This is a genomic window from Myxococcales bacterium (assembly GCA_016706225.1).
Taxonomy (GTDB): domain Bacteria; phylum Myxococcota_A; class Polyangia; order Polyangiales; family Polyangiaceae; genus JADJKB01.
The window spans coordinates 280,048-300,691 of sequence record JADJKB010000008.1 but is presented as its reverse complement, the minus strand read 5'-3'; the positions used below and the strand labels follow the sequence as shown (position 1 = coordinate 300,691).

Sequence of the window (20,644 nt, the reverse complement as noted above, 5' to 3'; positions counted from 1 at the left end):
CTCAGAACCTCGTCATCTGCACGGCGTGCAGCAGCAACAACACCAGGACGACTCCCGTCAGCAACAGGTGTGCCGGGACGAGCCCCCGGAGCCCGAACGTCAGCGCCCGTCGCGCCGGCAACGCGCGCAACTCGACGACGATGCGCACCAGATCATCCAGCCCGTCGAGGCGGTCGGAGCCTCGCCCCGCGAGCACGGCCTCGATTTGCGCCCGCAGCGCCCTCCTCTCTTCTCCCAGGCTGAGCCCCGAGACCACCAGTCGCACCGGGCCGAGCGGCGCCCGCGCGTAGGGCACCAACAGGCGCGCCGTGATCGTCTTGATGAGCTCGCTCGTTCCGCTGCTTGCGCGATGCAGGCGGTCGAAGAGCAGGTCGCGCTCCAGCGCGAGATCTTCGGGCAGCGCTCCCTTGTGCTCGAGCCGCGACAAGCGCCGCGGGATCACACGATAAGCGAGGGCGCTCGCGGCGCCGATCAGCGCGGTCAGCCAGAACGCACACGACAGCGCGCCCGCGACCCCGCTGCCAATGCGCGGACCCGCGTGCAGCGCCACCGCTCCCAGGCTGGCCAACCCCAGGCCGACGTGCAGTCTGTAGTGCGGCGACAGCTGAGAACGCGGCAGCTCCGGGCCGGTCGCCTCACCCAGCAATCGCTCCGCCTTGGTCGGCGCACGGCGCGTGCGCCGCCAGTGTCTGGCCAAGCGTTTCGGGATCGCGTACCCCGCCAGCGCCGCACAAGCGAGCGCGGCGACGAGCCCGAAGAGCCAGGGCAGGCCGCGCCCCGGCGACACCCCCCGCGCGTGCAGCAGCGCGCCCGCGGGGACCAGTCCGAGCGCCAGCGCAAGGCCCACACCGGGCAAGAATCGGCTGAGTGCCCGGGGTTCCACGGCAAGCTTCTGGTCGGTCGGCGCGCCAAACAGCGCGCCGAGCTCGCGGAAATCTCGCTGCGGATCGAGCCGCACGATCGCGTCCGTCGGGCAGGCGCTCACACAAGCCGGCGCGTCGAAGCCCTTGCACAGATCACATTTGACCGCGACCTCCGCGGGCCCCTCCGCGGTGCGCGGCGCCATCCGGATGTTGTCCCAGGGGCAGGCCTTGGCGCAGGCCCCGCAGCCCGTGCACAGCTCCTCGCGGATGAACACGTCGCCCTCGGGATCACGACCGATCGCCCCGGTTGGGCAGTCGATCATGCAGACCGGATTGTGGCAATGCTGGCACGAGCTCGGCAGCATCAAGCTCTTGGCTTGCGTCGACACCACGGCCAGCTCCGTGACGATCTTGTCGCCGCGGCGAACCAGGCGCGACACGCCATCGTGAGCATCGGCGCAGGACCACGCGCAGTGCCCGCAACGCACGCAGGCATCCTGATCGATGGCCAAGAGGGAGCGCGCCATCTGCAGGCGATACAGGTCGTGAAACACGTGCTGGGTGGACTTGACCATCCGATCCGCAACGCCGCGCTGACGCGCCTCGCGATCGGCCCGGAGTCGCCGGATGCGCTCGAGCACACCCGGGTTGCGGTCGACCAGCGAGCGCAAGAGCGCGCGCGGCACGGCGAGCAGCTGACAGTCACCCTGGGCCACCGCGTGCACCGCGCGGCGTTCGCCGGCGAGCGCCTCTTCGTCGCCGAACAGGTCTCCGCGGGAGACGTAGGCGCGCACCTGCACGCGCCCGTCCTCCTCGGTCTGCAGCTGCAGCAGCCCGGTCACGACCAGGTAGGCAAAATCGGCTGGATCGCCCAGGCCGAACAGGCGCGCGCGCCGCGGCAGCGCGAGCCAACGTACGCCGTCCAGGAGCAGCGCGAGGTCCTCCGGCCCGAGCTCCCGTGCAAACGCCAGCGTGCTCAGGAGATCCCGGGACGCCGAGCGCCGAAGCGCGCGCCCCTCGCGCTCCATCACCTCACTGCCACCGCTCTTGGTCAGAGCGCGGGTGAGCACGTTCATCGGGATCTCACACAGCTCGCTCGGTTCCACGGCTGTGGCGGTGGCCCCGCGCGCCGCACCAGGCAGTGCGGCCTCCTGCCCCAAGACGTCACCCGGGCGCGCGCGCCGGATCTCCGTCTCGTGCTCGTCGCCGCGCCGGATTGCGGTGAGCCGAACCGCGCCCGCCGCCATCACGAACACGGCATCACTCACGCCGCCCGCTTGATACAACACCTCCCCGTCTTCGAGCCTGCGCCAACGGCCCGCCCGCATGACCTCTGCGCGGCCACGCTCATCGAGCGCCCGCAGCGTCGGAGCATCGAAGACCGCGCTCGACCACTCGCTCATGCACTCACCGCACCACCGCGCTCACTCGCCCAAGCTCGACGATGCTGTTGCGAAGGATGGCCTGTTCGTCGATGAGTGGACCGGACGGGCGGCGCCCCGTACGAGCCTGGCGGCGTTCGTAGTCGATGAACGCTCGGAGCAAGAACGGCGGGAACGCGCGGAACAAGAGCCGCGCTTCCACCGCGAAAGGCGGCGCAAAACCCCCGATCGGCAGCTCGTACACATAGGTGACAGGCAGCTTCGGCGGCAGCGACCGCGTGTCGATGATGGCGTCGGGGCCACGCGTCGCGCCGCGGGTGGCGTCGAGCCCACCGATGGGAAAGTAGGTCTCGAACAAGGCCTCGTCACCGAACAGGTTGCTGCCGCACTCCCCGGTGTCCGGATCGTAGTTGCCGTCGGCGAAACGCTCGGCCCGCGCGCGCTCTTGGCCCGGAGCGGGCTGACAGCGGCCGGAGCCGTCGATGATGCCGATGCAGACCACACAGCGCAGGAAGCCGTTCTGAAAGTTGATCAGCCCCCGCCCGCTGAAACGTGTGCCACCGCGAGCCGGGTTCGGGTTCCAGCGAGGCACGTCAGGACCATCGGCGACGTCGGCGCCAAACACACCGAGCGGGCGGCCCTGGCCGTCGCGGAAGTTGTCCTCGGTGTTCACGCGCAGGAACAGCTTGTCGCGCAGATCTTCGTCGTCGCGTTCGATGCGACCGACCTCGTAGACCAGCCGACCCCGCGCATCGGTGATCCGGAGGTGAACCCACAGCTCGCGTTCCTGACTGAAACCCGCGGGCACGCGGTGCCCACCTCCCACGTTCTCGACGACCACCGGTAGGCTCAGAAGATTCCCACGCACGCCGCCGTCCTCGAGCGTGAGCCTCACACTCTCGGCGAGCAGCATCTGACGCCGCTGCTTGGCGCCGAGCGGAATGCCGAACACGTCGACGGAGGGTTCGTCGAGCAGATCTTTGGAGAACTCCTGGGCGAGCGGCAGATCCACACCGCTGAAGTAGTGCGGCGAGCTCTTCTCCGCGGTCCCCGACGAGCCGGCCCAGCGCGCGCTGGGCCGGGAGCCGGGCTCGCGCTTCGAGAACCGCGTGCCCGGTGGACAGCCACGACCGCCGAGCCCACCGACCTCGGTCTCACACACTCCCGGGAAGGTCGACATGTGGCAGTCCTGACAGCTCGCTGCCTTGCGCCCGGCTCGCGCCTCCCGGTCGGCGTAGTCCTGCCACTCACTGAACGCGTTGCGCAGACGCTTGAAGTGCTCCCCCTTGCGTACGCCGATCACGTCGCTGCCGAACAGGCGCACGTCGTGACAGCTGCCGCAGAACTGGCTGCTCTTGAGGTACGCCGTTGCGGCCTGGGTGGGCCGCGCGTGGGCGCCGCCGGCGACACGCTCCTCGGGAGCAACGGAGCGGGGGAAGAGCTCGGCCGGATCGAGCTCGTAGCCGCTGTTGGCAATGCCGAAGAGTCCGCGGCTGTCCTCGGGGCGCATCTCGAAGCGCGCGACCGTGCGGGTGCTCGTCCAGAACGGATTGCCTTGATAACCGCCGCGGGCTGGCTGAACGGGACCGTGGACCTGATGGCAGAAACCACAGGACACCCCCTCCATCGCGCGCTCCGTCAAGAGGTCGATCAACGGCAGACGCGAGCGGGCATCACTGCTCCGGCCGTCCCACGCCGGCAGGTTGGGCTCCAGGTTGTAGGCGGGTGCGTGGCAGTTCACACACCAGAGCTCCCCGCCGGAGCCGGTCACGGGCAGGCCCGAGCTGCGATCTCGGCAGGCGCTGCCGTCTGCGCCGCGCAAGATCCCTGCCCCGTTCGGGCAGTCGAAGTCCCGACCCACCTGCTCTTCGATCAAGATCTCGAGCGCCTGGTAGAGCGGGCTCTTGCTGGCGTGGGACATCACCGATCGGTGCCACTCACCAGTCTGACGCGGGTGACAGGCGGCGCAGTCCCGGGCCAGCGTGTCACCGCTCCGGAGCGGCTCGCGGCGTAGCCGCTCTCGAGCTGCTTCAGGTTTTGTTCCGATGCCGAGCATCGCCAAGAGCGCGATCACGACACCCGCCGCGATGGGCAGAAGGGCCATCCAGGAACGACGCTTGGCCAGAGCCGGCGGCGCGCGCGCGGGTGTCTCCGGCGCGACCGTCGGCGGCGCAGGCTCGCGTGACTCGCGCTGTTTCGGCTCGGGGGAGCGCTCGCCCGGCGAGGGCGCAACCTCGGAGAGACGCTCCAGCCGCTCGGCAATCTCCCGGGCCGAGCGCGGGCGTTCCCGAGGCTTCGGATCCAGCATGCTCAGACAGAAGCTCTGCAGGCCCGGCGGCAACTTCGCCGCCCGCTCGTCCGCGATCGGCGGCGGCGCGCGATGTGCCGCCTCTTCGAGACTGCGCCGCAGTCCTTGACCGGCAAACGCATGTTCCCCCGCGAGCGCGCGGTAGAGGATCAGACCGAACACGTAGCGGTTGGCCGTGTTGTCCCAGGGTGCGCCGTCCGCTTGCTCCGGCGCGATGAAGCGCGGCGAGGCGCTCTCCGCCACGTGGCCGGCTGAGGCCGAGACCCCGACCAAAGCGTGCACCAGGGGGTCCGCGACGAGCTCGAGCCGCTCGCCCTCGAAGCGCACGAGCTTCGGCGAGAGCGGTCCTGGAAACAGGCTCTCGTCCTCGGCCGCGCAGAGGATCTTGGCCAGCCTGAGCAGCGTGCGAACGACCTCGTCGGCGGTGTGATCGCGCTTCAGCCAGGTCGACAGGGTCTCGCCACCCTGATGGCGCGCGAGCCAGATGCCATCATCATCCTCCCCCGCGTCGAAGAAACGCCCGATGCCCTCACCTCCCAGCCGGAGCAGTCGCTCGGCCACTCTGCGATCGTTCTCCGGCAAACGCCAGAGCTCGGCCGCTTCACCGAGCGCGAAGCGCCGGGCTCGACCCACCGCGCCGAGGGCTTCGCCGGTCTCGAGCGCCGGCGGTGCTCGCTTCACCGTCTTTCCTCGAACCCAGGCGAGGCGGTCAGCGCGGGTTTGTCACCGGGCTCGGTCCCGCTCTCGGCGCCCCGCACCATGTACGTCAGGATGCCGGCGATCAGGCTGAGCAGGACGACGATGATGAGTCCGGTGCGCGCCGGAATGTCCCGCGGCGCCGCAGCCTTCTCGACCAGCGCAATGGTGTCGGCGCGAGCTTTCTTCTCGGGCGCGGCCGCGGCTTTGTCGGCCCCTGAAGCCTTCTCGGACGAGCCCTTGGCGCCCGTCGCGGGTTTGTCGCCGTTGGCGTTGGACCCAGCGGACTTGGCCGAGACCTCGCTCGACGCGGTCGGTTGGTCGGTCCGGCTGCGGCGGCGCGCGCCGCCGCTCGCAGGAGCGAACGGTTCGAGCTCGTGCAACACGTCCGCCGCGGAGCCCGGACGATCGTCGGGGCGTTTCTCGAGCAGCTCGAACAACAGGCGCTCGATGCCCTTGGGCAGCGCGCCGCGGACCCCGTCACCGAGCGGCGGCGGCGCCTGGGTGCACTGCATGTTCAACAGCTCCCGCGGCGAGGGCGACTCGAACGGCGGTTTGCCCGAGAGCAGCTCGTACAGCACCAGCCCCAGACAGTACAGGTCACTGCGCGCGTCGACGCCCGTGGCATCGATCTGTTCGGGGCTCATGTACTGCAGCGTGCCCACGCTGTGGGTCGTGGTGCGGCTGAGCGCCTGCAGCACCTTGGCGATGCCGAAGTCCATCACCTTGACCCCGCCGTCATCCAGAATCATGACGTTCTCGGGTTTCAGATCGCGGTGCACAATCGGCGGATCTTGGCGGTGCGCTGCGGCCAGGGCCGACGCGATTTCCACCGCGATGTGTACGGCTTCTTCCCAAGGCAGCGCGCCGTGTTCGTTCAGGTAGTCGCGCAGGGTCTTGCCCTCGAGAAACTCGAGCGCCATCACGAGCTGCTCGTCCACCTCGGTGCAGGCCAGGCAGCGCACCACGTTGGCGTGGTCGAGGTGCGCCAGAATGGTCATCTCGTTCAGGAACAGGCGCCGGCCCTCCTCGCTCTTGGCCAGCTCGGGGCGGAGCACCTTCAGCGCGACCCGACGGTGGCTGAGGCGCTCCTCTGCCTCGTACACCTTGCCCATGCCGCCTTCGCCCACGAGCCTCCGGACGAGGTATTCGCCAATCCGCTCCATCGTCTTGTCCCGCCTTCATACGCGCGACGGGTCCGTTCGTGCTGCCGCGCGACCACCGAGCCTAGCGCCCGGGGCTGAAAGCCGAACGCGGCGAGACGGGAAGAGCTTGCAGCCTGGGCGATAAACTCTTGTAGATTCCAGCTTTTGAGGTCTTCTTCGGGGCCTCCCTTGGCCCGCTGCCGGCCCCGCCGACCGGCAGTGTTTTCGCCCGGCTCAGCCTCTTCGCTGAGTGAGCTCCGCCTCGATCTCGATCTGGACCTCGTCACCAACGAGGACTCCACCAGTCGTCGATGTCGCCCTCGCCAAGCTGGGCCTCGTGCGCGAGGTCGTGCTGCGCCTACCGCACTTCTTGATGGCGCCGGCGGTCGTTGCGTCCACGGATCTGGTGGCGGCCCTCGATCGGCGCGTGGCCGAGCCGTTCTCCAGGTTGTTTCCCCTCAAGCTCCTGCCACCCCCGCTGCCCCTGCCGGGCGGCAAGGTGGGTCAGGTCTGGCACGACCGCACTCACACGTCGCCGCCCCACGCCTGGCTCCGCGGTCGGATCGCCGCGCTCGCGAAGTCACTGTGAACGCTCCGGCGATCTGGTGGTCCCGGGCTTTTTCTGCTGAGCTTCGGCCGGGGTTTCCGGTCACCGCCTGCGTGAACGACCCGGCGCTCGGCGGCGCGGCCTGCGCTCGACGCTGCACCTCAGCGTCCAACCAGAGTGAGTGCCCCGCGAACTCGGACTGCACTCTGAAGCCCAAGCTCGGCTCGACCATCTCCACGAGTGTGTGCCTACCGAATTGATCGCAACCGACGTCGGCAGTTGACGCCGGATCTGCACTTCGCAAGCCTTGGGCCCACACCATGAGCCTGTCCAAAGTGCTGCTCGAAGCGGGGCTTACCACCCTCTCGCTGCAACGCAGCGGGGAGGAGCTGCTCTGCACCCTCTCGCGGGACTGGGATCCGGACCAGGATTTCTCGGCCTACGGCAGGCGTTGGTCCTCTGACCAGCTCGTGTGCAGGGAGCCGCGCGCGCTGGGCGACAGCGAGGCCCGTGAGCTCCTACGATCCCGAGGGGAGCTATCCGCGCTCGAGGGCCTGGAGCGCGGCATGCGCCAGGGCCGCCACGAGTCGTTCGTGATGCGACGCCACGCCAAGCTCGGTGTCGAGGTCTGCCACTTCATCCACTCTTCGGCGCTCGGCAGGCAAAACGGCTTTCACGCCCTGAGAGCGGGCGGCATGCGGCGCCACGCGGAGACCGCGCCGGAGGCCGAGGTGCTCGCCGACGGTTTGAACCTGTCCCGCGCCATGAGCTTCAAGTGCGCCGCGGCCGGCATGCCCTTCGGTGGCAGCAAGAGCACCCTCGTCGCTCCGCACTTCGGCCCGGACTCCCTCGAACACGTCGGCTTCATTGCGTACAGCATCGATGCTGGCCAGCTGATGACGGGGCCCGACGTGGGCTTGGCTCCGGAGCTGCTGGACGCTTTCGCCCAGCACTCGCCGCACGTGCTGTGCGGCTCGTCGAGCCCGCTGGGTCAGGCGGGCGGTCCCACCGCCACCGGAGTGCTCGCCGCGCTGGGGCGCGCCGCCGAGCATCGTTTCGGCATCAAGAGCCTGGCTGGGCGCAGGGTCGCCATCCAGGGCCTGGGTTCTGTCGGCCTACAGCTCGCGGTCGAGCTCGCGCGCCAAGGTGCCCACGTGATCGCGGCGGACGTCGATGCCGCTCGTGTGGCCCTGTGCCGCGAGAGTGTCCCCGCGTTGGAGGCAGTGCAAGCCGATTCCATCGTCGGTTGTGAGTGCGACGTGTTCGCGCCCTGCGCACTCGGGGGTGTGCTCAGCGCCGAGAGCATCGGCAGACTCCGCACCAGCATGGTGTACGGCGCGGCCAACAACCAGCTCGCCGCCGCAACCAGCGAGGGGGAGCTCGAGCTAGCCGAGTTGCTGGCCGCCCGCGGGATCTTGTTTCAGCCGGACTGGACCTACACCATGGGCGGGATCCTCACCGGCTACGAGGTGTATCGAAAGCGTGACCTCTCGAGCTTCGCCGCAGTCCGCACCGAGATCGAGCGCGCAGCCGGCGATGGCACACGCGATCTGTTGAATGAAGCGGCGGCGACCGGCGAGACCCCGACTCGTGTTGCGCTGCGCTGGTACTCACCGCTCGTGTATGGAAGCCCGGAATGAGCAGTGCTGCACGCTGCGACGTTGATGGCAGCGGGGTACGCATCCCGGTGCGCATACGCTCGCTCGCGCCGTACCTCCTGGGGCTCGCCGTCGTGCTCGCCTACCTGCCGTCGCTCGGCGGCGGATTTCTCACGTGGGACGATCCCTGGCTGATCCGCGACAACCCCGTGCTCCGCTCGGCGAGCCCTGACGCGCTGCCGCGCATCTGGACGGATTTCTCCCGCGAGACACGGCTCGAGCTGGGCGCCGAGTGGCTGCCCGTCCGCGACACCGAGCTCTGGCTCGAGGCGCGCTTCTTCGGTCTCGACCCGCGTCTGCTGCGCGCCACGGGGCTCGCCCTCTACCTCGCCGCGGTGCTGTGTTTTCGCTCCGCGTTTCACCGCAGCACACGCTCTTTCGCCTGGGCCGAGGTGAGCGCGTGGGTCTTTGCGCTCCACCCGCTGCACGTCGAGAGCGTGGCCTGGTTGTCGGGACGCAAGGACGTGCTCGGCCTGCTGTTCGTCGGCGCCGCCCTCATGGTCCACGCCGGTCAGTCGGCCCGGAGAGTTTGGCTGGTTCCGCTCTGCTTGGGCCTCGCTCACCTGTCCAAGTCGATGACCATCAGCGCCTTGGGCCTGTGTCTGGCGCTGGATCTGCTGTCGCGCCGCCGACTCGACGGTCGCTTGTACTCTCTCGGTGCGGCGGTCGCGTTCGGGGCTTTGCTGGCACACACCGTCGTCGGCGATCGCGTCGGCATGACCGTCGCGCCGGCGGGCGGGAGCCGGCTCGTACAGGCGCTCAGCATGGCGCCGGTGGTCGTTCGCTATCTCACATCGGTGCTGTGGCCGCCCGCGCTCAGCTTGGTGCAGGACGTGCCCATCCGCACGAGCTTGGGTGTAACGGGCGCGTTCGGGCTCGCGCTCCCGCTCGTCTGGCTCGGTGCTGGCGCGCTGCGGGCGCGCCTCGGAAAGCCGCTCTGGCTCAGCGCCTGGCTGCTCTTTTTCGTCCCGCTGCTCCCCGTCAGCCAAGTGGTCTTCCCGTTGCAAAATCAGATGGCGGACCGCTATCTGTTTCTCTCGCTCCTGGGGCCGGCGCTCTTGGCGGGTGCGCTGTTCGAGCGCGTGAGAGAGCCCAGCTTCGCGCTCGCGCCGCTGACCCTGTTCGCCCTTGGCGCGACGACCGCAGAGCGCGCGTACCTGTTCGCCTCGAGCTCGCGGGCGTTTGCAGACGCGACCGCAAAGACCGTGCTGTCGCCGATCGCGCCGTATCAGCTCGCGAGTGAAAAAGAGGCCGCCGGGGATCCGGTCGGCGCGATGCGCTCGTACGAGCTCGCTCTTGCCCGCAGCGCCGGCAGCGACGAAGTGGGCCGCCGCGCGACGAACAACCTGGCCAAGCTCCGGGTCGACAGCGGAGATCTGGCCGGAGCCCGAGCCGTGCTCACCGCCGGCAGGCTCCGTTACCCGGACGACCCCAAGCTGCTGGCGAACCTGGTGCGTGTGCTCGCGCGCCTCGGCCAGACGGAGCAAGCACGGCGGGTCTACGACGAGCTGGTCCGACGCTTTCCCGAGGAAGCGCGGTCCGCGGCGGCGGGCCAACGTCCCTGATCTCCGTCGAAGCAGCCAGCCTTTGGCTCGCACGCGCCGAGATCACTTGCCCGCCGGCGGGTTCGTTGACACCTTCTGCCCCCGAAATGGACGCCAGCGGCAGCCACGACTCCAATCGCGCGTATTACGACGCGTTCAGTGAAGGCTACGAATCCGCCCGCGGAGACAACGACCCGGGCGGATATCACGAGCTGTTGGACGAGCTCGAGGCAGAGTTCGTGCGCCGGTATGCCGAAGGTCGCGACGTGCTCGAGGTCGGCTGCGGTACCGGCCTGGTGCTCACGCGCATCGCCGGCTTTGCCCGCTCGGCGAAGGGTGTCGATCTCTCGCCCGGCATGCTGGAAAAGGCCAAGGCGCGCAAGCTCGACGTGGTGCTGGGCTCGGCGACCGATCTGCCGTTCCCCCACGAGAGCTTCGACGTGACCTGTTCGTTCAAGGTGCTGGCCCATGTGCCCCAGATCCGCGTCGCGCTCTCGGAGATGGCCCGTGTCACACGTCCTGGCGGCGTCATGATCGCGGAGTTCTACAATCCGTTCAGCCTGCGCGGGCTGGCCAAGAAGCTCACGCCGCCGGGGCGCATCGCGGACCAAGCGCACGAGGGTCACGTCTACACCCGCTTCGACTCCCCCCTCGCCGTCGCACGCTTGTTGCCACCGGGCACCGAGATCATCGATTCCCGCGGCGTGCGCATCGCCACACCCACCGCGGGCGTGATGCGCCACCCGCTCGGCCGGCGTTTCTTTCGGGCCGCGGAGCGCGCGCTCTGCGACACACCGCTCAAGTTCTTCGGCGGCTTCTGGGTCGCCGCCATCCGCAAGCGCTGAGCCCGCCCGAAGGGGCGAAAGCTGAGTCAGCGGTAGCGCCCGTCGCCGTCGAAGTCGACGTAGATGGGGTTGGTCATGGCAATGGGGTTGAGGCGCTGGCCGTGCAGTCCACCCACCACCGGCGGCAGGGGCTGGTCGCCTTCGACCCGAACCACGACGAATGCGTCCTCGGTGAGCTCCAGCTCGATGTGCTCCGAGAAGCGCTCCGGCTCGCGGCTGACAGCCACGTTCCGCTCCGCTTGGAGCAGCCCATTCACGAACACCCGGACCCGAGACACCGAGATCCAGGGGGCTGCTCGCACCCGCACCGCAAGCTTCACCACGCCGTCCTTGGCACGCACGGTCTCACCGAAAGTTTTGCCGTCAATGTCCACGTCGAGCACCGGGCCCGAGGTGAAGTAAGAGCGACCCTCCCGGAGAGCAGCCGCCAGGCGTTCGCCGTCGACGTCTGCCCCGCTGTCGCCGAGCTGTACGTAGTTCCGAGGATATCCGGCAAAGCTGCGGGCCAGGTCATGGGTGTCGGAGTTGCCCACCGCGGTGACGCGATGACCGTTTCTGAGCAGCGAGAACCAATCCACGCAGACCTTGTCCACTCGCTCGAGGTCACCGGCTTTGGCGCCGTTCATCACCTCGAGCGCGTCGAACTGCAGCGACGCCTTGGGTACCGTGAAGCGCGCAGACCCGGGATCGAAGCCGCCCGTGTTGAAGTAACCCATCTTGCCGAGCCGCGGATGGTTCACGGTCAGCAGCGCGCCGGGGGCATGACGGCGCACGGCGGCCAAGAGGCCCACAGGGGTGAGACCCTTCATGCGGACACCGCGCAGGAACCACCAGCCCTTGTCGTCCGCAACCGGGAAGGCGCCGAAGTGGCCGGAGTCGACGGTCGATATCTCGGTGCCCGCGACCGTCCCGAGTGACCGCCCCGCGCTCGAGCGAGCGATCTCCGGGCGATAGTCGGTCACCACGTTGTGGTCGGTGGCGACCAGCACGTCGACACCCTCGGCGACGAACTCGTGCACCCGCGCGCCAACCGGCACGTTCGAGTCCCACGAGGGCGCCGCGTGTACGTGCAAATCTGCGCTGAACCAGCCGTCGGTCCGGACCACATGCTCGAGCTTGACCGCGAGCGAGACCGGCGCGGGGCCGACCTCGATCGGCTCGACGTGCAGGGTCCACTCGGGCCCATGGCTCACGTAGACCTCGTAGTGGCCGTCGGGCACTGAGAGTGAACCGTGTCCGGTCAGAGAGAAGACCCGTTGGTTGGCCGCAATCCCGCCGTCGATGGGCAGACTCGGCAGCTCTCGTGAGAGCTGGGGGTCCCGGGTCCCATCGCGGCCGATGAAGGTCAGCTTGCACGGAGTGTTCACCCCGCCGGCGTCGCGCACGTCGAAGCTGACATTGCCCATCGGGCTCGGCTCCGGCTCGCGCAGCGGGAGCTGGGGCGCAGGCGTCCCGGAGTCACCGCCCGCTTCGGTCCGGCCGGCCCCGGGCGATCCTCGGCCGCAGCCGTGTACGCTGGCGACGGTCGCCAGGACCACTGCGAGCCCGGGCACGACGTACGCCGACCCCCTCTGCCAGCGCGAGCTCATCGGGCAAGGTCCCGGATGCTCGGCGGCCCCGTCGCCGCGTCTCGGCAGGGTCCGCCTGACTCTCGCATCAGAATCTTCCCACGATGTTGAGCTCGGCCCCGCCTGGGGACGGTAACAACACGGGGCGAAGCGACATTCCCTCGGCCTCCGCCGGACGCCTCAAATCCGGCGCGAGCGGCTTCTTGACGACGTCACGAAACTCCGGAACATACGCGAGCTGGGCCTGTAGCACCCCGAGCGCCGCCACACCCACGAAGCTCCAGCTGGAGATCACGAGCACGCGCTGGGCGTTCGCCAGCTTCGGGTTCAGATCTGCGGGATCCGGCGGCGGATCGTCGTCCGCCCGAGCGTTGAGCTGCAGCTCCAGCACCATCGTGGTGAGCACGGTGGCCGCCAATACGGCTTCCGTGCCGAGAAAGATGTACCCGAGCAGGGGATCGCGGTTCTGAAACTGGCCGGCCCCGAACGGGACCGCGGCCGCCCAGCGACTGTTCCGGGTAACCAGTACCTCGCGACCGGCCAGCTCCTCGAGCCGCTCGACGCGGCGTTTTTCGTCGGCCGCACGCTGAGCAGCAGCGGCGGCGGCGGCGCGTTTTTTTGCCAGCTGCTCCGCCTCGGAGCGTTTGATCTCGTCCAGCATCGAGTCGCGGACCTTGAAGAATCGGTCGATGACCGGCGCCGGAAAGACCAGGCTGTCGGGCGCGCGCATCTGCGGATTCTGCCGGATGGCCTTGCGCATCTGCTCCTCGGCCAGCGGGATCTGCGAATTTCCGATCAGGCACGCGGCGTAATAGATCCGCGCCCGCTCGAGCACGTCGGGGTCTTCGATCTTGCGCGGCTCGCTCTCGAGCAGCTGCGCGAACTCCTTCGCGCACTCCAGGTACTTGCCGCCGTCGTAGAGGGTGATGACCCGGGCAAGCTCCGCGTCGTCACTCAGACCCGTCACCGGCTTCGGGTTCGGCTGTGCACCGGCACCCGCCGCCACGCAGGAGAGCGCGGAGAAGAGAGCCAAGAGGTGCTGGGGTCGGGCCGGGGGCATCGGGGCCGCGGCATCGCTATGCGGGACGCGCCGGAACCCGAGGTTTTACCGCAGCAGAGAGCGAGTCAACCACCTTGCCAGGTCAGCTGCAGGTTTTTCGACGGGTTGAGCACGACCGGCACCACTTTCGGGGCCGATCCGACGGGGGGACCCGAGATGGTGCACTCGGCGGTCACAAGCGGTTGGGGCCCCGGGATCTTGATCCGACGCGAGCTGCCCGCCAGGAGCTTGCCGGGGAAAAGGCGGCCGCACGTCGCCTCAGTGCCCCCGGGTCCACTGAGTGAGAGCGTGGCATCCTTGAAGGGCGCAGCACCCTGGACCGTCTGCACTCCGTCGCCAGGCAGCACCTCGAACGGCCTGCGTCCCTGGTTCACGCAGCACTCGCTGTTCGGTGGGACCACCTCGATGGTGTGCGAACCGACGCTGAGCTCGAAGATGCGCCCGAACCAGTCCGTGTAGGGCGTGCCGTCGAGGTGCACGATGCTGCTCCCGGCACCCGCGACGATGATCTTCACCTTGCGCGGCTGACCAAGTGCAGCGCTCGGGGCCGGCAGCGGCACACCGTGTTTTGAATTGGCAGCCCGCGCGCTCGGAGCAGGCTCGATACTGCTCGTCACGGGCGGCAAGGTCCGCTGTGCTTCGATGATGCGTTCGACCACACCACGGCGCTCGATCGGGACATCCGGGTTGATGGTCAAGGTCGGCTGACGTGCGCGGCGCGCCACGCCATAGGCCATGCCCCCGAGGACCAAGCTCATGCCGAGCACCGCCGCAGCGCGCGAACCGAGGCGCCGACGGCGCTCACTCTGCGCGAGCCCTGCAACCTGCTTCAGGAGCTCGGCGTCGTCCGGGCGAAACGCCAGTGCCCGGTTGAAGTGCGCCGCGGCGATGGGCGCCTGACGCTCCGCGCGCGCTCGTTTTCCGAGCTCCACCAGCTTGCGCACCACACGCCGCTCGTAGTCCGCGGCATAACTCTCGGGCGACGTCAGATACTCGGCCAGCTCGCGCCGGGGGTTCTCGAACCCGAGGGAGAGTAGCTCTTGGCGAAGCGCGTCGCACAGCTCGGCGCAGCTCGCGTAGCGAGCCTCGGGCTCGCGTGCCAATGCACGCTCGACGATGCGACTGAATCCTGCGCCGACGCTGGGACGCGCCCGCTCCGGCGGCGTGAATGTGCCGTCGAGGACCTTGCGCAGCACCTGGGCCGGGTTCTTCCCGTCGAACGGCAGGCGACCCACCATGCACTCGTAGAGCATCACCCCCATGCCGAACACGTCGGCCCGCGCCGTCACGTCTCCGCCCTCGATCTGCTCCGGGGCCATGTGCGCCGGAGAACCGAGCACCTGTCCGGTGCTGGTGACCCCTTGGGCGTCGAGCAGCTTGGCGATGCCAAAATCGGTAATTTTCACCCGACCTGCTTCGGCGTCCAGGGGGCGCTCCTGCGAAGCGCTGCGCTTGCTCGGCGCGCGGTCGGAGAAATCCACGAGCACGTTCTCGGGCTTCACGTCCCGGTGGATGACCCCTTGATCGTGAGCGTGGTGCAGCGCGCCACCGATCTCGATGCCGACGGCGGCGGCCACCTCCGCCGGCATGTGGCCACGCTCGCTCAAGAGCTTGCGCAGCGTGGTGCCAGGCACGAGCTCGACGACCAGGTAACGCTCGCTGTCGTCCTCGTCCGAGACGTCGTAGACCTCGACGATGTTCGGGTGTTTGAGCTTGGCCACCGCTCGGGCTTCGGCGACGAAGCGCGCGGCGACCTCGAGGTTCTCGCGCAGGTGTTTGTGAATGACCTTGATCGCGACGTCTCGACCGAGGCGTCGGTCCTTGGCGCGGTACACCGTCGCCATGCCGCCGTGGCCAATCTCCTCCTCGACTTCGTACTTCGCGAGGCGCGGCAGCTCTTCGGCGACGAGGGGCATGTCAGGTGACGGCCTCCACCCGTAGTGCGTTGGTGGAGCCGCGGCCCCCGACCGGCGCGCCGTAGACGATCACGAAGCGATCCCCCGGAACGACCATGCCATCGCTGACGAGCAGCTCGCGGATGCGTCTGGCCAGCACCTCGAGATCGGTGACGACATCCAGCGGCAGGGGCGACACGCCCCAGAATAGCGCAAGTCTGCGCAGCGTCTCGGGCTCGGGCGAAAGCGCCAGGATGGGCACCCTGGGCCGGGCCTTGGAGACGAGTCGCGCTGTGCCGCCGCTCTGGGTCAAGGCCACGATCAGCTTGGCCCCGACCTCGCTCGCGATGCTGCAGGCAGCGTGGGCGATGGCCTCGGCGGTGTCGCTGCCACACTCCGACGGAATGGGCTCGAAGTACGCGCTCGCCTCCGCCTCGCGGATGATGCGATCCATCATCTGGCAGGCGCGGATGGGATATTTGCCGGTCGCGGTCTCGCCCGAGAGCATCACGGCGTCTGCCCCACCGAACACCGCCCCGGCAACGTCGCTGGCCTCGGCCCGTGTGGGCCGCGGTGAGTCGACCATCGACTGAAGCATCTCGGTCGCAACGATCACCGGTTTGCGCTGGGCGCGACATGCGGCGATCAGCTGCCGCTGGACGACGGGCACGCGCTCCGGAGGCAGCTCGACTCCGAGATCACCCCGCGCGACCATCACCGCATCGGCCGCCGCGACCACCGCATCGATGTGCTCGACGGCCGCCGGGGTCTCGACCTTCGCCACGATCGGAGTCGGCCTACCCTCCTTCACACACAGCGCTCGCAGCTCCTCGACGTCGGCAGCCGAGCGCACGAACGAGAGCGCCACGTAGTCCACACCCAACCCGAGACCAAATCTGAGGTCATCGCGATCTTTGTCGGTGAGCGCGGAGACCCGCACCCGGTCCGACGGCAGGTTCACCCCCATCTTCGCCCGCAGGCTCCCGCCATGTTCGACCCGGGCCGTGACCCGCTCGCCCGCCACTGCCGCGACCTCGAGCTCCACGTGCCCGTCGCCGAGCAAGATGCGGTCGCCAACACGCACGTCCTCGTGCAGCCCCTCGTACTCGACGCCGATGGTCGTCGTGTCACCCCGAGCCCAGGACACGAGGTCGATGGTCTGTCCCACCTCGAGCGGCGGCGGCATGATCGAGCCGGTTCGGATCTTGGGGCCGCAGAGATCTTGCAGGATGGCCACGGGGCGCCCGGCGCGAAGACTCTCGGCCCGCACGATGTCGTACAGCTCCCGATGCGACTCGTGGGTTCCGTGAGAGAAATTCAGCCGCGCAACGTCCATGCCCGCCGCGACCAGCTCGCGGACGCGCTCGGCGGACCCGACGGCTGGCCCGAGGGTACACACGATCTTGGCGCGCCTCGGGCTCATCCGAGCCCATGGTGCCACAGCGTGCCGGCGCCGGGTCAACGGCCGACCGGGCGCGGGGTTCGGAGGGGTGGGAGCCGCAAAAAAACGCTATAAGCCCCGCATGTCGGGCTTTCAGCGAGATGCACACGGTGCGGCGACCCTGGGCGGAACGGCGCTCACCGAGCTCTGCCGTGAAGCTCGGGTCGACACTCCCGCTTATTTCTACGACCTGAGCGGCATCACCCGGGTCACCTCCGAGCTCGTGGGAGCGTTCGGCGAGGCGCGGGGGTTGGTGGCGTACGCCGTGAAAGCAAACACCGCGGGCAGCATTCTGCGCGCGGTAGAGAGCGCCGGCGGTGGCGCGGACGTGGTGAGCGGCGGCGAGCTGCGGGTGGCGCTCGGCGCGGGGATCGCGCCGGACCGAATCGTGATGAGCGGCGTCGCGAAGCAGGATCACGAGCTCGAGCTGGCGATCGCCGAGGGCATTCGTGCAATTCAGCTCGAGAGCGTCGAGGAGGTCGCGCGGGTGAAGGCTCGGGCGACAGCGCTCGGAAAGACTGCGCGCGTCAGCTTGCGGGTCAATCCGGACGTCGAGATCGACTCCCACGCGCACATCGCGACGGGGCACGACGAGGCGAAGTTCGGCATTGTCGTTCGAGATCTTCCCGCAGCGCTGTCGCAGCTCGCGAGCGCCGGCGACTGCATCACGCTGGCGGGGCTCTCGACCCACGTGGGCTCCATGCTGGCCACACCTCGCCCCTATCTCGACAGCGCCCGGGTCGTCTGCAAGCTCGCCCGCGAGCTGAGAGGTGCGGGGCGCTCCCTGGATTTTCTGGATTTCGGTGGCGGTTTTGGCATCGACTACGGCGACGCGCCGGCGGACGCCCCGGCGAGCTTCGTGCGGGCGGCCCTCGGGCTCTTGAGCGACGAGGGCCTCGCGGAGCTTGCGCTCGTGGTCGAGCCCGGCCGCGCGGTGGTCGCTCCCTTCGGGGTGCTCGTGGCCCGGGTCGTTCAGGGCAAGCAGAGCGGCGCACGACGCTGGTGCATGATCGATGCAGGCATGAACGATCTGCTGCGTCCCGCGCTGTACGGCGCCCGCCATCGCATCGAGCCCGTCGAGGCGGCGCCGTCCGCTCCCGAGTGGCAAGTCGTGGGGCCGGTGTGTGAGAGCGCGGACGACTTCGGTCTGCACGCGCTGGGCGCGACGCTGCCGAAACAAGTGGTAGTGCGGGACGCCGGCGCCTACGGCTTCACCATGGCCAGTGAGTACAACGGTCGCGCGCTCCCCAGTGAGGTCTTCGTGGCCGAAGGGCGGGTTGCGCACGTCGCCCGCTCGCGCGGCATGGACGATTGGGTGAAACGACGGCTCGAGGCCTGAGGCTTCAGGGTTTGCGTTTGTATACGGCCGGCGTCTGGGTCGACGATCGCCGGCGCGTGCCGGTGTGTTTGCGGCTGGCGTCTCGCGGCGGCGGCTCCGTGCGGTCGTAGCGCCGGGCGGCGCTCGAGTTGCGCGGCGGCGGCGTCAGACTCCGGGTTCGATAGACCTCGCCGTCGACCACGACCTCGACGCCGAGGGCGCGGCAACGGCGCGCCACGCGCTCGATGTCCGCGCCAGGGTTCAGGAGCAAACCGGACGGGGGTGACGGGTCGACGAACAGATCCGCGGTCTGACGTCGGGTCCGCAAGAGCTCGCGGATTTCGTTGTCCTCCACCCACAAGAACCCTTGGGTCTGCACGAACTCGGCGCGCCCCAGGATGGCCGACGCCTGGGTCAGCATGCGCTCGATCGGGTCCGGTAGCTGCGACAGCGCCTCGAGCCGTGCCTTGAGGTTGTCGCTCTCGAACCCTGCGGCGAGTGCCGCCGAGAGCGCCTGCTGGGTGACACTCACGTCGAGGTGCGCCGTGACCGAGCCGATCTCGACGAAGGCCGAGAGTGCAACGACGTTTCCGATCTTATCCGCCGGCCCAATGCGCAGGACCTGCCCGTCCAAGAAGCGGCCCCCCTCGCGCTGAGCCTCGGGGTTCGGCAGGGCTGTGCCCGTGATGTAAGCGCGGCCCCGCGGTGTGATGCGCAGCGTCGGCTGCTCGCTGTCGTCGGATGGATCACCAAGGTCGACGACGCCGAGCGCGTGCAAGGTCTCACAGGCGATGCGCCGAGCAATCTCCGCCGGCGTGGACCCTTCGAGCCCGGCCCGCTGCGCCCAGCGCTCCAGCAAGCGCAGCAGACCCGGCGTGCGCGAGTCGGCGCGCACGAAGGCCGCCACGGCCTCCCACGGCACCCAGCGTCCATCGCCGAGCTCGCGTAGCGCGTCGAGCACCATGCGCCGGAGCACGCCAACGGCGCTCGCCTCCCGCGCCTCGCTCGTGACGCGCAGCACTTCGCCATCCGGCCGCGCCTCGTCCCACGCTCCACCGCGCAGCCAGGTCTCGAACAGCAGTCGCCCGAGATCCCCGACCCGACTGGCCCCCGGCGGCGACAGCACACTGCTCACCGACGAATCCCAGAGGCCCATTGCGCGGCTGAGCGCCGCGATCAACGCGACCGCGTCCGGGGGCTTGCCGAAGCGCGTGGCTAGCTTCGACACCAGCGAGCGCGGTGTGCCAACCCCAGGTCGCACGTCGATCGATGGGTCCCGCACGGCCAAGGCCATCGCCAGGGCGAGCGGCACGGGATCTTCGGCGAATCGCGCACGGCGGGGCGCGTGATCTTCCGCCAGCACGAAGCTCAAGATTTCACGCCGCTGGGCGTCCCGCTCGGCCCTGCGTTGGGCACCCACCACCGCGGCCACCTCGGACGGGATCAAGTGGCGATTGGGATAGACCGGGATCAGGAAGCCGCGTCGCTCGAGGGCGAAGCCGACGCCCCGCCGCGACGGCGTCGCTCCGGTTGCTCCGCGAAGCCGCATGGGCTCGCGCTCCAGATCGAGCAGCTCTTCGGTGTCGACCTCACCGCCGACTTTCTCGACGGCTCGCAGCAGCTTGCGCTCGAGCGGGGCCAGCGCCTCGACCTCTTTGGCCAGCGCCTGTGGGTCGTTCATGATTTCCCAGGCTGCTTCGAGGGACAGCGCCAGAGGCGGCGTGGCGGGTCGCCCCAGATAGTGAGACGCGATGCTGCTCGCGACCTCGGGCGACGCCTGGGACAAGAGCGCACGTGCACCCCGCGGGTCATCGCCCTCCCAGCTCTTGACCTGAACCATGTAGGCGATGGGCAGCACGAGCTCCACACCGCCGTGCGATCCGCCTCGCGCAAAGACGATCCCTCGGTGGACGAGCGGCGCCACGGCGGGCGGCAGCGACTCGAGCACCAGCACACCCTTGGCCTCGGCGATGCGAAAGAACAGCTCTGCCGTCGGGCCGGGCAGGTAGTTCGCGGGGTCGCGCACCTCGGGCAAACACACCAGCGCGCGCGCCACCTGGGAGGGAACATCGATGCGCTTGGCCGGATCCACGCCGATCTCGAGCCGCTCGATTAGCGACTCGATCTCGCGGTCCGGCAGCTGCCGGAGCACGTCCGCGACCCGGAGCGCGAATTGCGCCCGCGAGCCGCTCTCTGAATCCCGGTGCTTCATCCTCGGGTCTCCGACGCGAAGGTCAGACTTTCGCGGTTCTCCCAGGAAACCTGGATTCAGGCCGCTTGTCCAGCCGTTGCCACGGGAACCCAGGTGAACGCCGCTCCGGCTCGCGGGAAGACGCCCCGTGGCCACACTGCGTCCACTTCGCGACCGGGCCGG

General features: G+C 69.1%; 14 protein-coding genes. 6 read left to right on the top strand and 8 right to left on the bottom strand.

The window, feature by feature from the left end; all coding sequences use genetic code 11:
- Window position 1: 1 nt before the first annotated feature.
- From IPI67_15340 to IPI67_15330, 3 genes are read right to left on the bottom strand one after another with little or no spacing between them, the layout of a single operon-like run.
- Window positions 2-2,266: a cyclic nucleotide-binding domain-containing protein gene (locus tag IPI67_15340; GenBank protein MBK7581571.1), complete on the bottom strand. Its 2,265-nt coding sequence runs from the start codon at window positions 2,264-2,266 to the stop codon at window positions 2-4.
- A 4-nt stretch (window positions 2,267-2,270) separates the two neighbouring features.
- Complete coding sequence (locus IPI67_15335) at window positions 2,271-5,234, bottom strand: hypothetical protein (protein MBK7581570.1); 2,964 nt, start codon at window positions 5,232-5,234, stop codon at window positions 2,271-2,273.
- A complete protein-coding gene (locus IPI67_15330; GenBank protein MBK7581569.1) occupies window positions 5,231-6,415 on the bottom strand; it encodes a serine/threonine protein kinase in 1,185 nt (394 codons plus the stop codon). Before IPI67_15330 ends, IPI67_15335 begins: the two co-directional genes overlap by 4 nt.
- A gap of 229 nt (window positions 6,416-6,644) precedes the next feature.
- Here IPI67_15330 and IPI67_15325 point away from each other — a divergent pair, with 229 nt between their 5' ends.
- The 5 genes from IPI67_15325 to IPI67_15305 all read left to right on the top strand — a co-directional run bounded on the left by IPI67_15325 (window position 6,645) and on the right by IPI67_15305 (window position 10,988).
- On the top strand, window positions 6,645-6,983 hold the full coding sequence (locus IPI67_15325) for a hypothetical protein (protein MBK7581568.1): 339 nt from the start codon (window positions 6,645-6,647) through the stop codon (window positions 6,981-6,983).
- The gene (locus IPI67_15320) at window positions 6,980-7,201 is read left to right on the top strand and encodes a hypothetical protein (GenBank protein MBK7581567.1); all 222 of its coding nucleotides are present in this window, start codon (window positions 6,980-6,982) and stop codon (window positions 7,199-7,201) included. Before IPI67_15325 ends, IPI67_15320 begins: the two co-directional genes overlap by 4 nt.
- A 60-nt stretch (window positions 7,202-7,261) precedes the next feature.
- On the top strand, window positions 7,262-8,581 hold the full coding sequence (locus IPI67_15315) for a hypothetical protein (protein MBK7581566.1): 1,320 nt from the start codon (window positions 7,262-7,264) through the stop codon (window positions 8,579-8,581).
- Window positions 8,578-10,164 (top strand): tetratricopeptide repeat protein, encoded by a 1,587-nt coding sequence (locus IPI67_15310; GenBank protein ID MBK7581565.1) that lies wholly within the window; start codon window positions 8,578-8,580, stop codon window positions 10,162-10,164. The genes IPI67_15315 and IPI67_15310 overlap by 4 nt, the downstream gene beginning before the upstream one ends.
- Before the next feature lie 86 nt (window positions 10,165-10,250).
- Window positions 10,251-10,988, top strand: a complete 738-nt coding sequence (locus IPI67_15305) for a class I SAM-dependent methyltransferase (GenBank protein ID MBK7581564.1) — start codon at window positions 10,251-10,253, stop codon at window positions 10,986-10,988.
- A gap of 26 nt (window positions 10,989-11,014) precedes the next feature.
- Here the strand turns inward: IPI67_15305 and IPI67_15300 are convergent, their stop codons facing one another.
- The 4 genes from IPI67_15300 to pyk all read right to left on the bottom strand — a co-directional run bounded on the left by IPI67_15300 (window position 11,015) and on the right by pyk (window position 16,934).
- Window positions 11,015-12,577 carry a CehA/McbA family metallohydrolase gene (locus IPI67_15300; protein MBK7581563.1) on the bottom strand — a complete coding sequence of 521 codons (1,563 nt, stop codon included), beginning with the start codon at window positions 12,575-12,577 and terminating at the stop codon, window positions 11,015-11,017.
- A gap of 67 nt (window positions 12,578-12,644) precedes the next feature.
- Window positions 12,645-13,616: a hypothetical protein gene (locus IPI67_15295; protein MBK7581562.1), complete on the bottom strand. Its 972-nt coding sequence runs from the start codon at window positions 13,614-13,616 to the stop codon at window positions 12,645-12,647.
- Between the two features lie 65 nt (window positions 13,617-13,681).
- Window positions 13,682-15,532, bottom strand: coding sequence for a serine/threonine protein kinase (locus IPI67_15290; protein ID MBK7581561.1), 1,851 nt, complete (start codon window positions 15,530-15,532; stop codon window positions 13,682-13,684).
- Window position 15,533: 1 nt separating this feature from the next.
- Complete coding sequence (pyk, locus tag IPI67_15285; GenBank protein MBK7581560.1) at window positions 15,534-16,934, bottom strand: pyruvate kinase; 1,401 nt, start codon at window positions 16,932-16,934, stop codon at window positions 15,534-15,536.
- 100 nt (window positions 16,935-17,034) lie between these two features.
- Here pyk and lysA point away from each other — a divergent pair, with 100 nt between their 5' ends.
- Entirely contained in the window at window positions 17,035-18,291 is a 1,257-nt protein-coding gene (lysA, locus tag IPI67_15280) for a diaminopimelate decarboxylase (GenBank protein MBK7581559.1), read from the top strand.
- 4 nt (window positions 18,292-18,295) lie between these two features.
- Here lysA and IPI67_15275 read toward each other — a convergent pair whose 3' ends face one another.
- Window positions 18,296-20,482 (bottom strand): hypothetical protein, encoded by a 2,187-nt coding sequence (locus IPI67_15275; protein MBK7581558.1) that lies wholly within the window; start codon window positions 20,480-20,482, stop codon window positions 18,296-18,298.
- Window positions 20,483-20,644 lie beyond the last annotated feature (162 nt).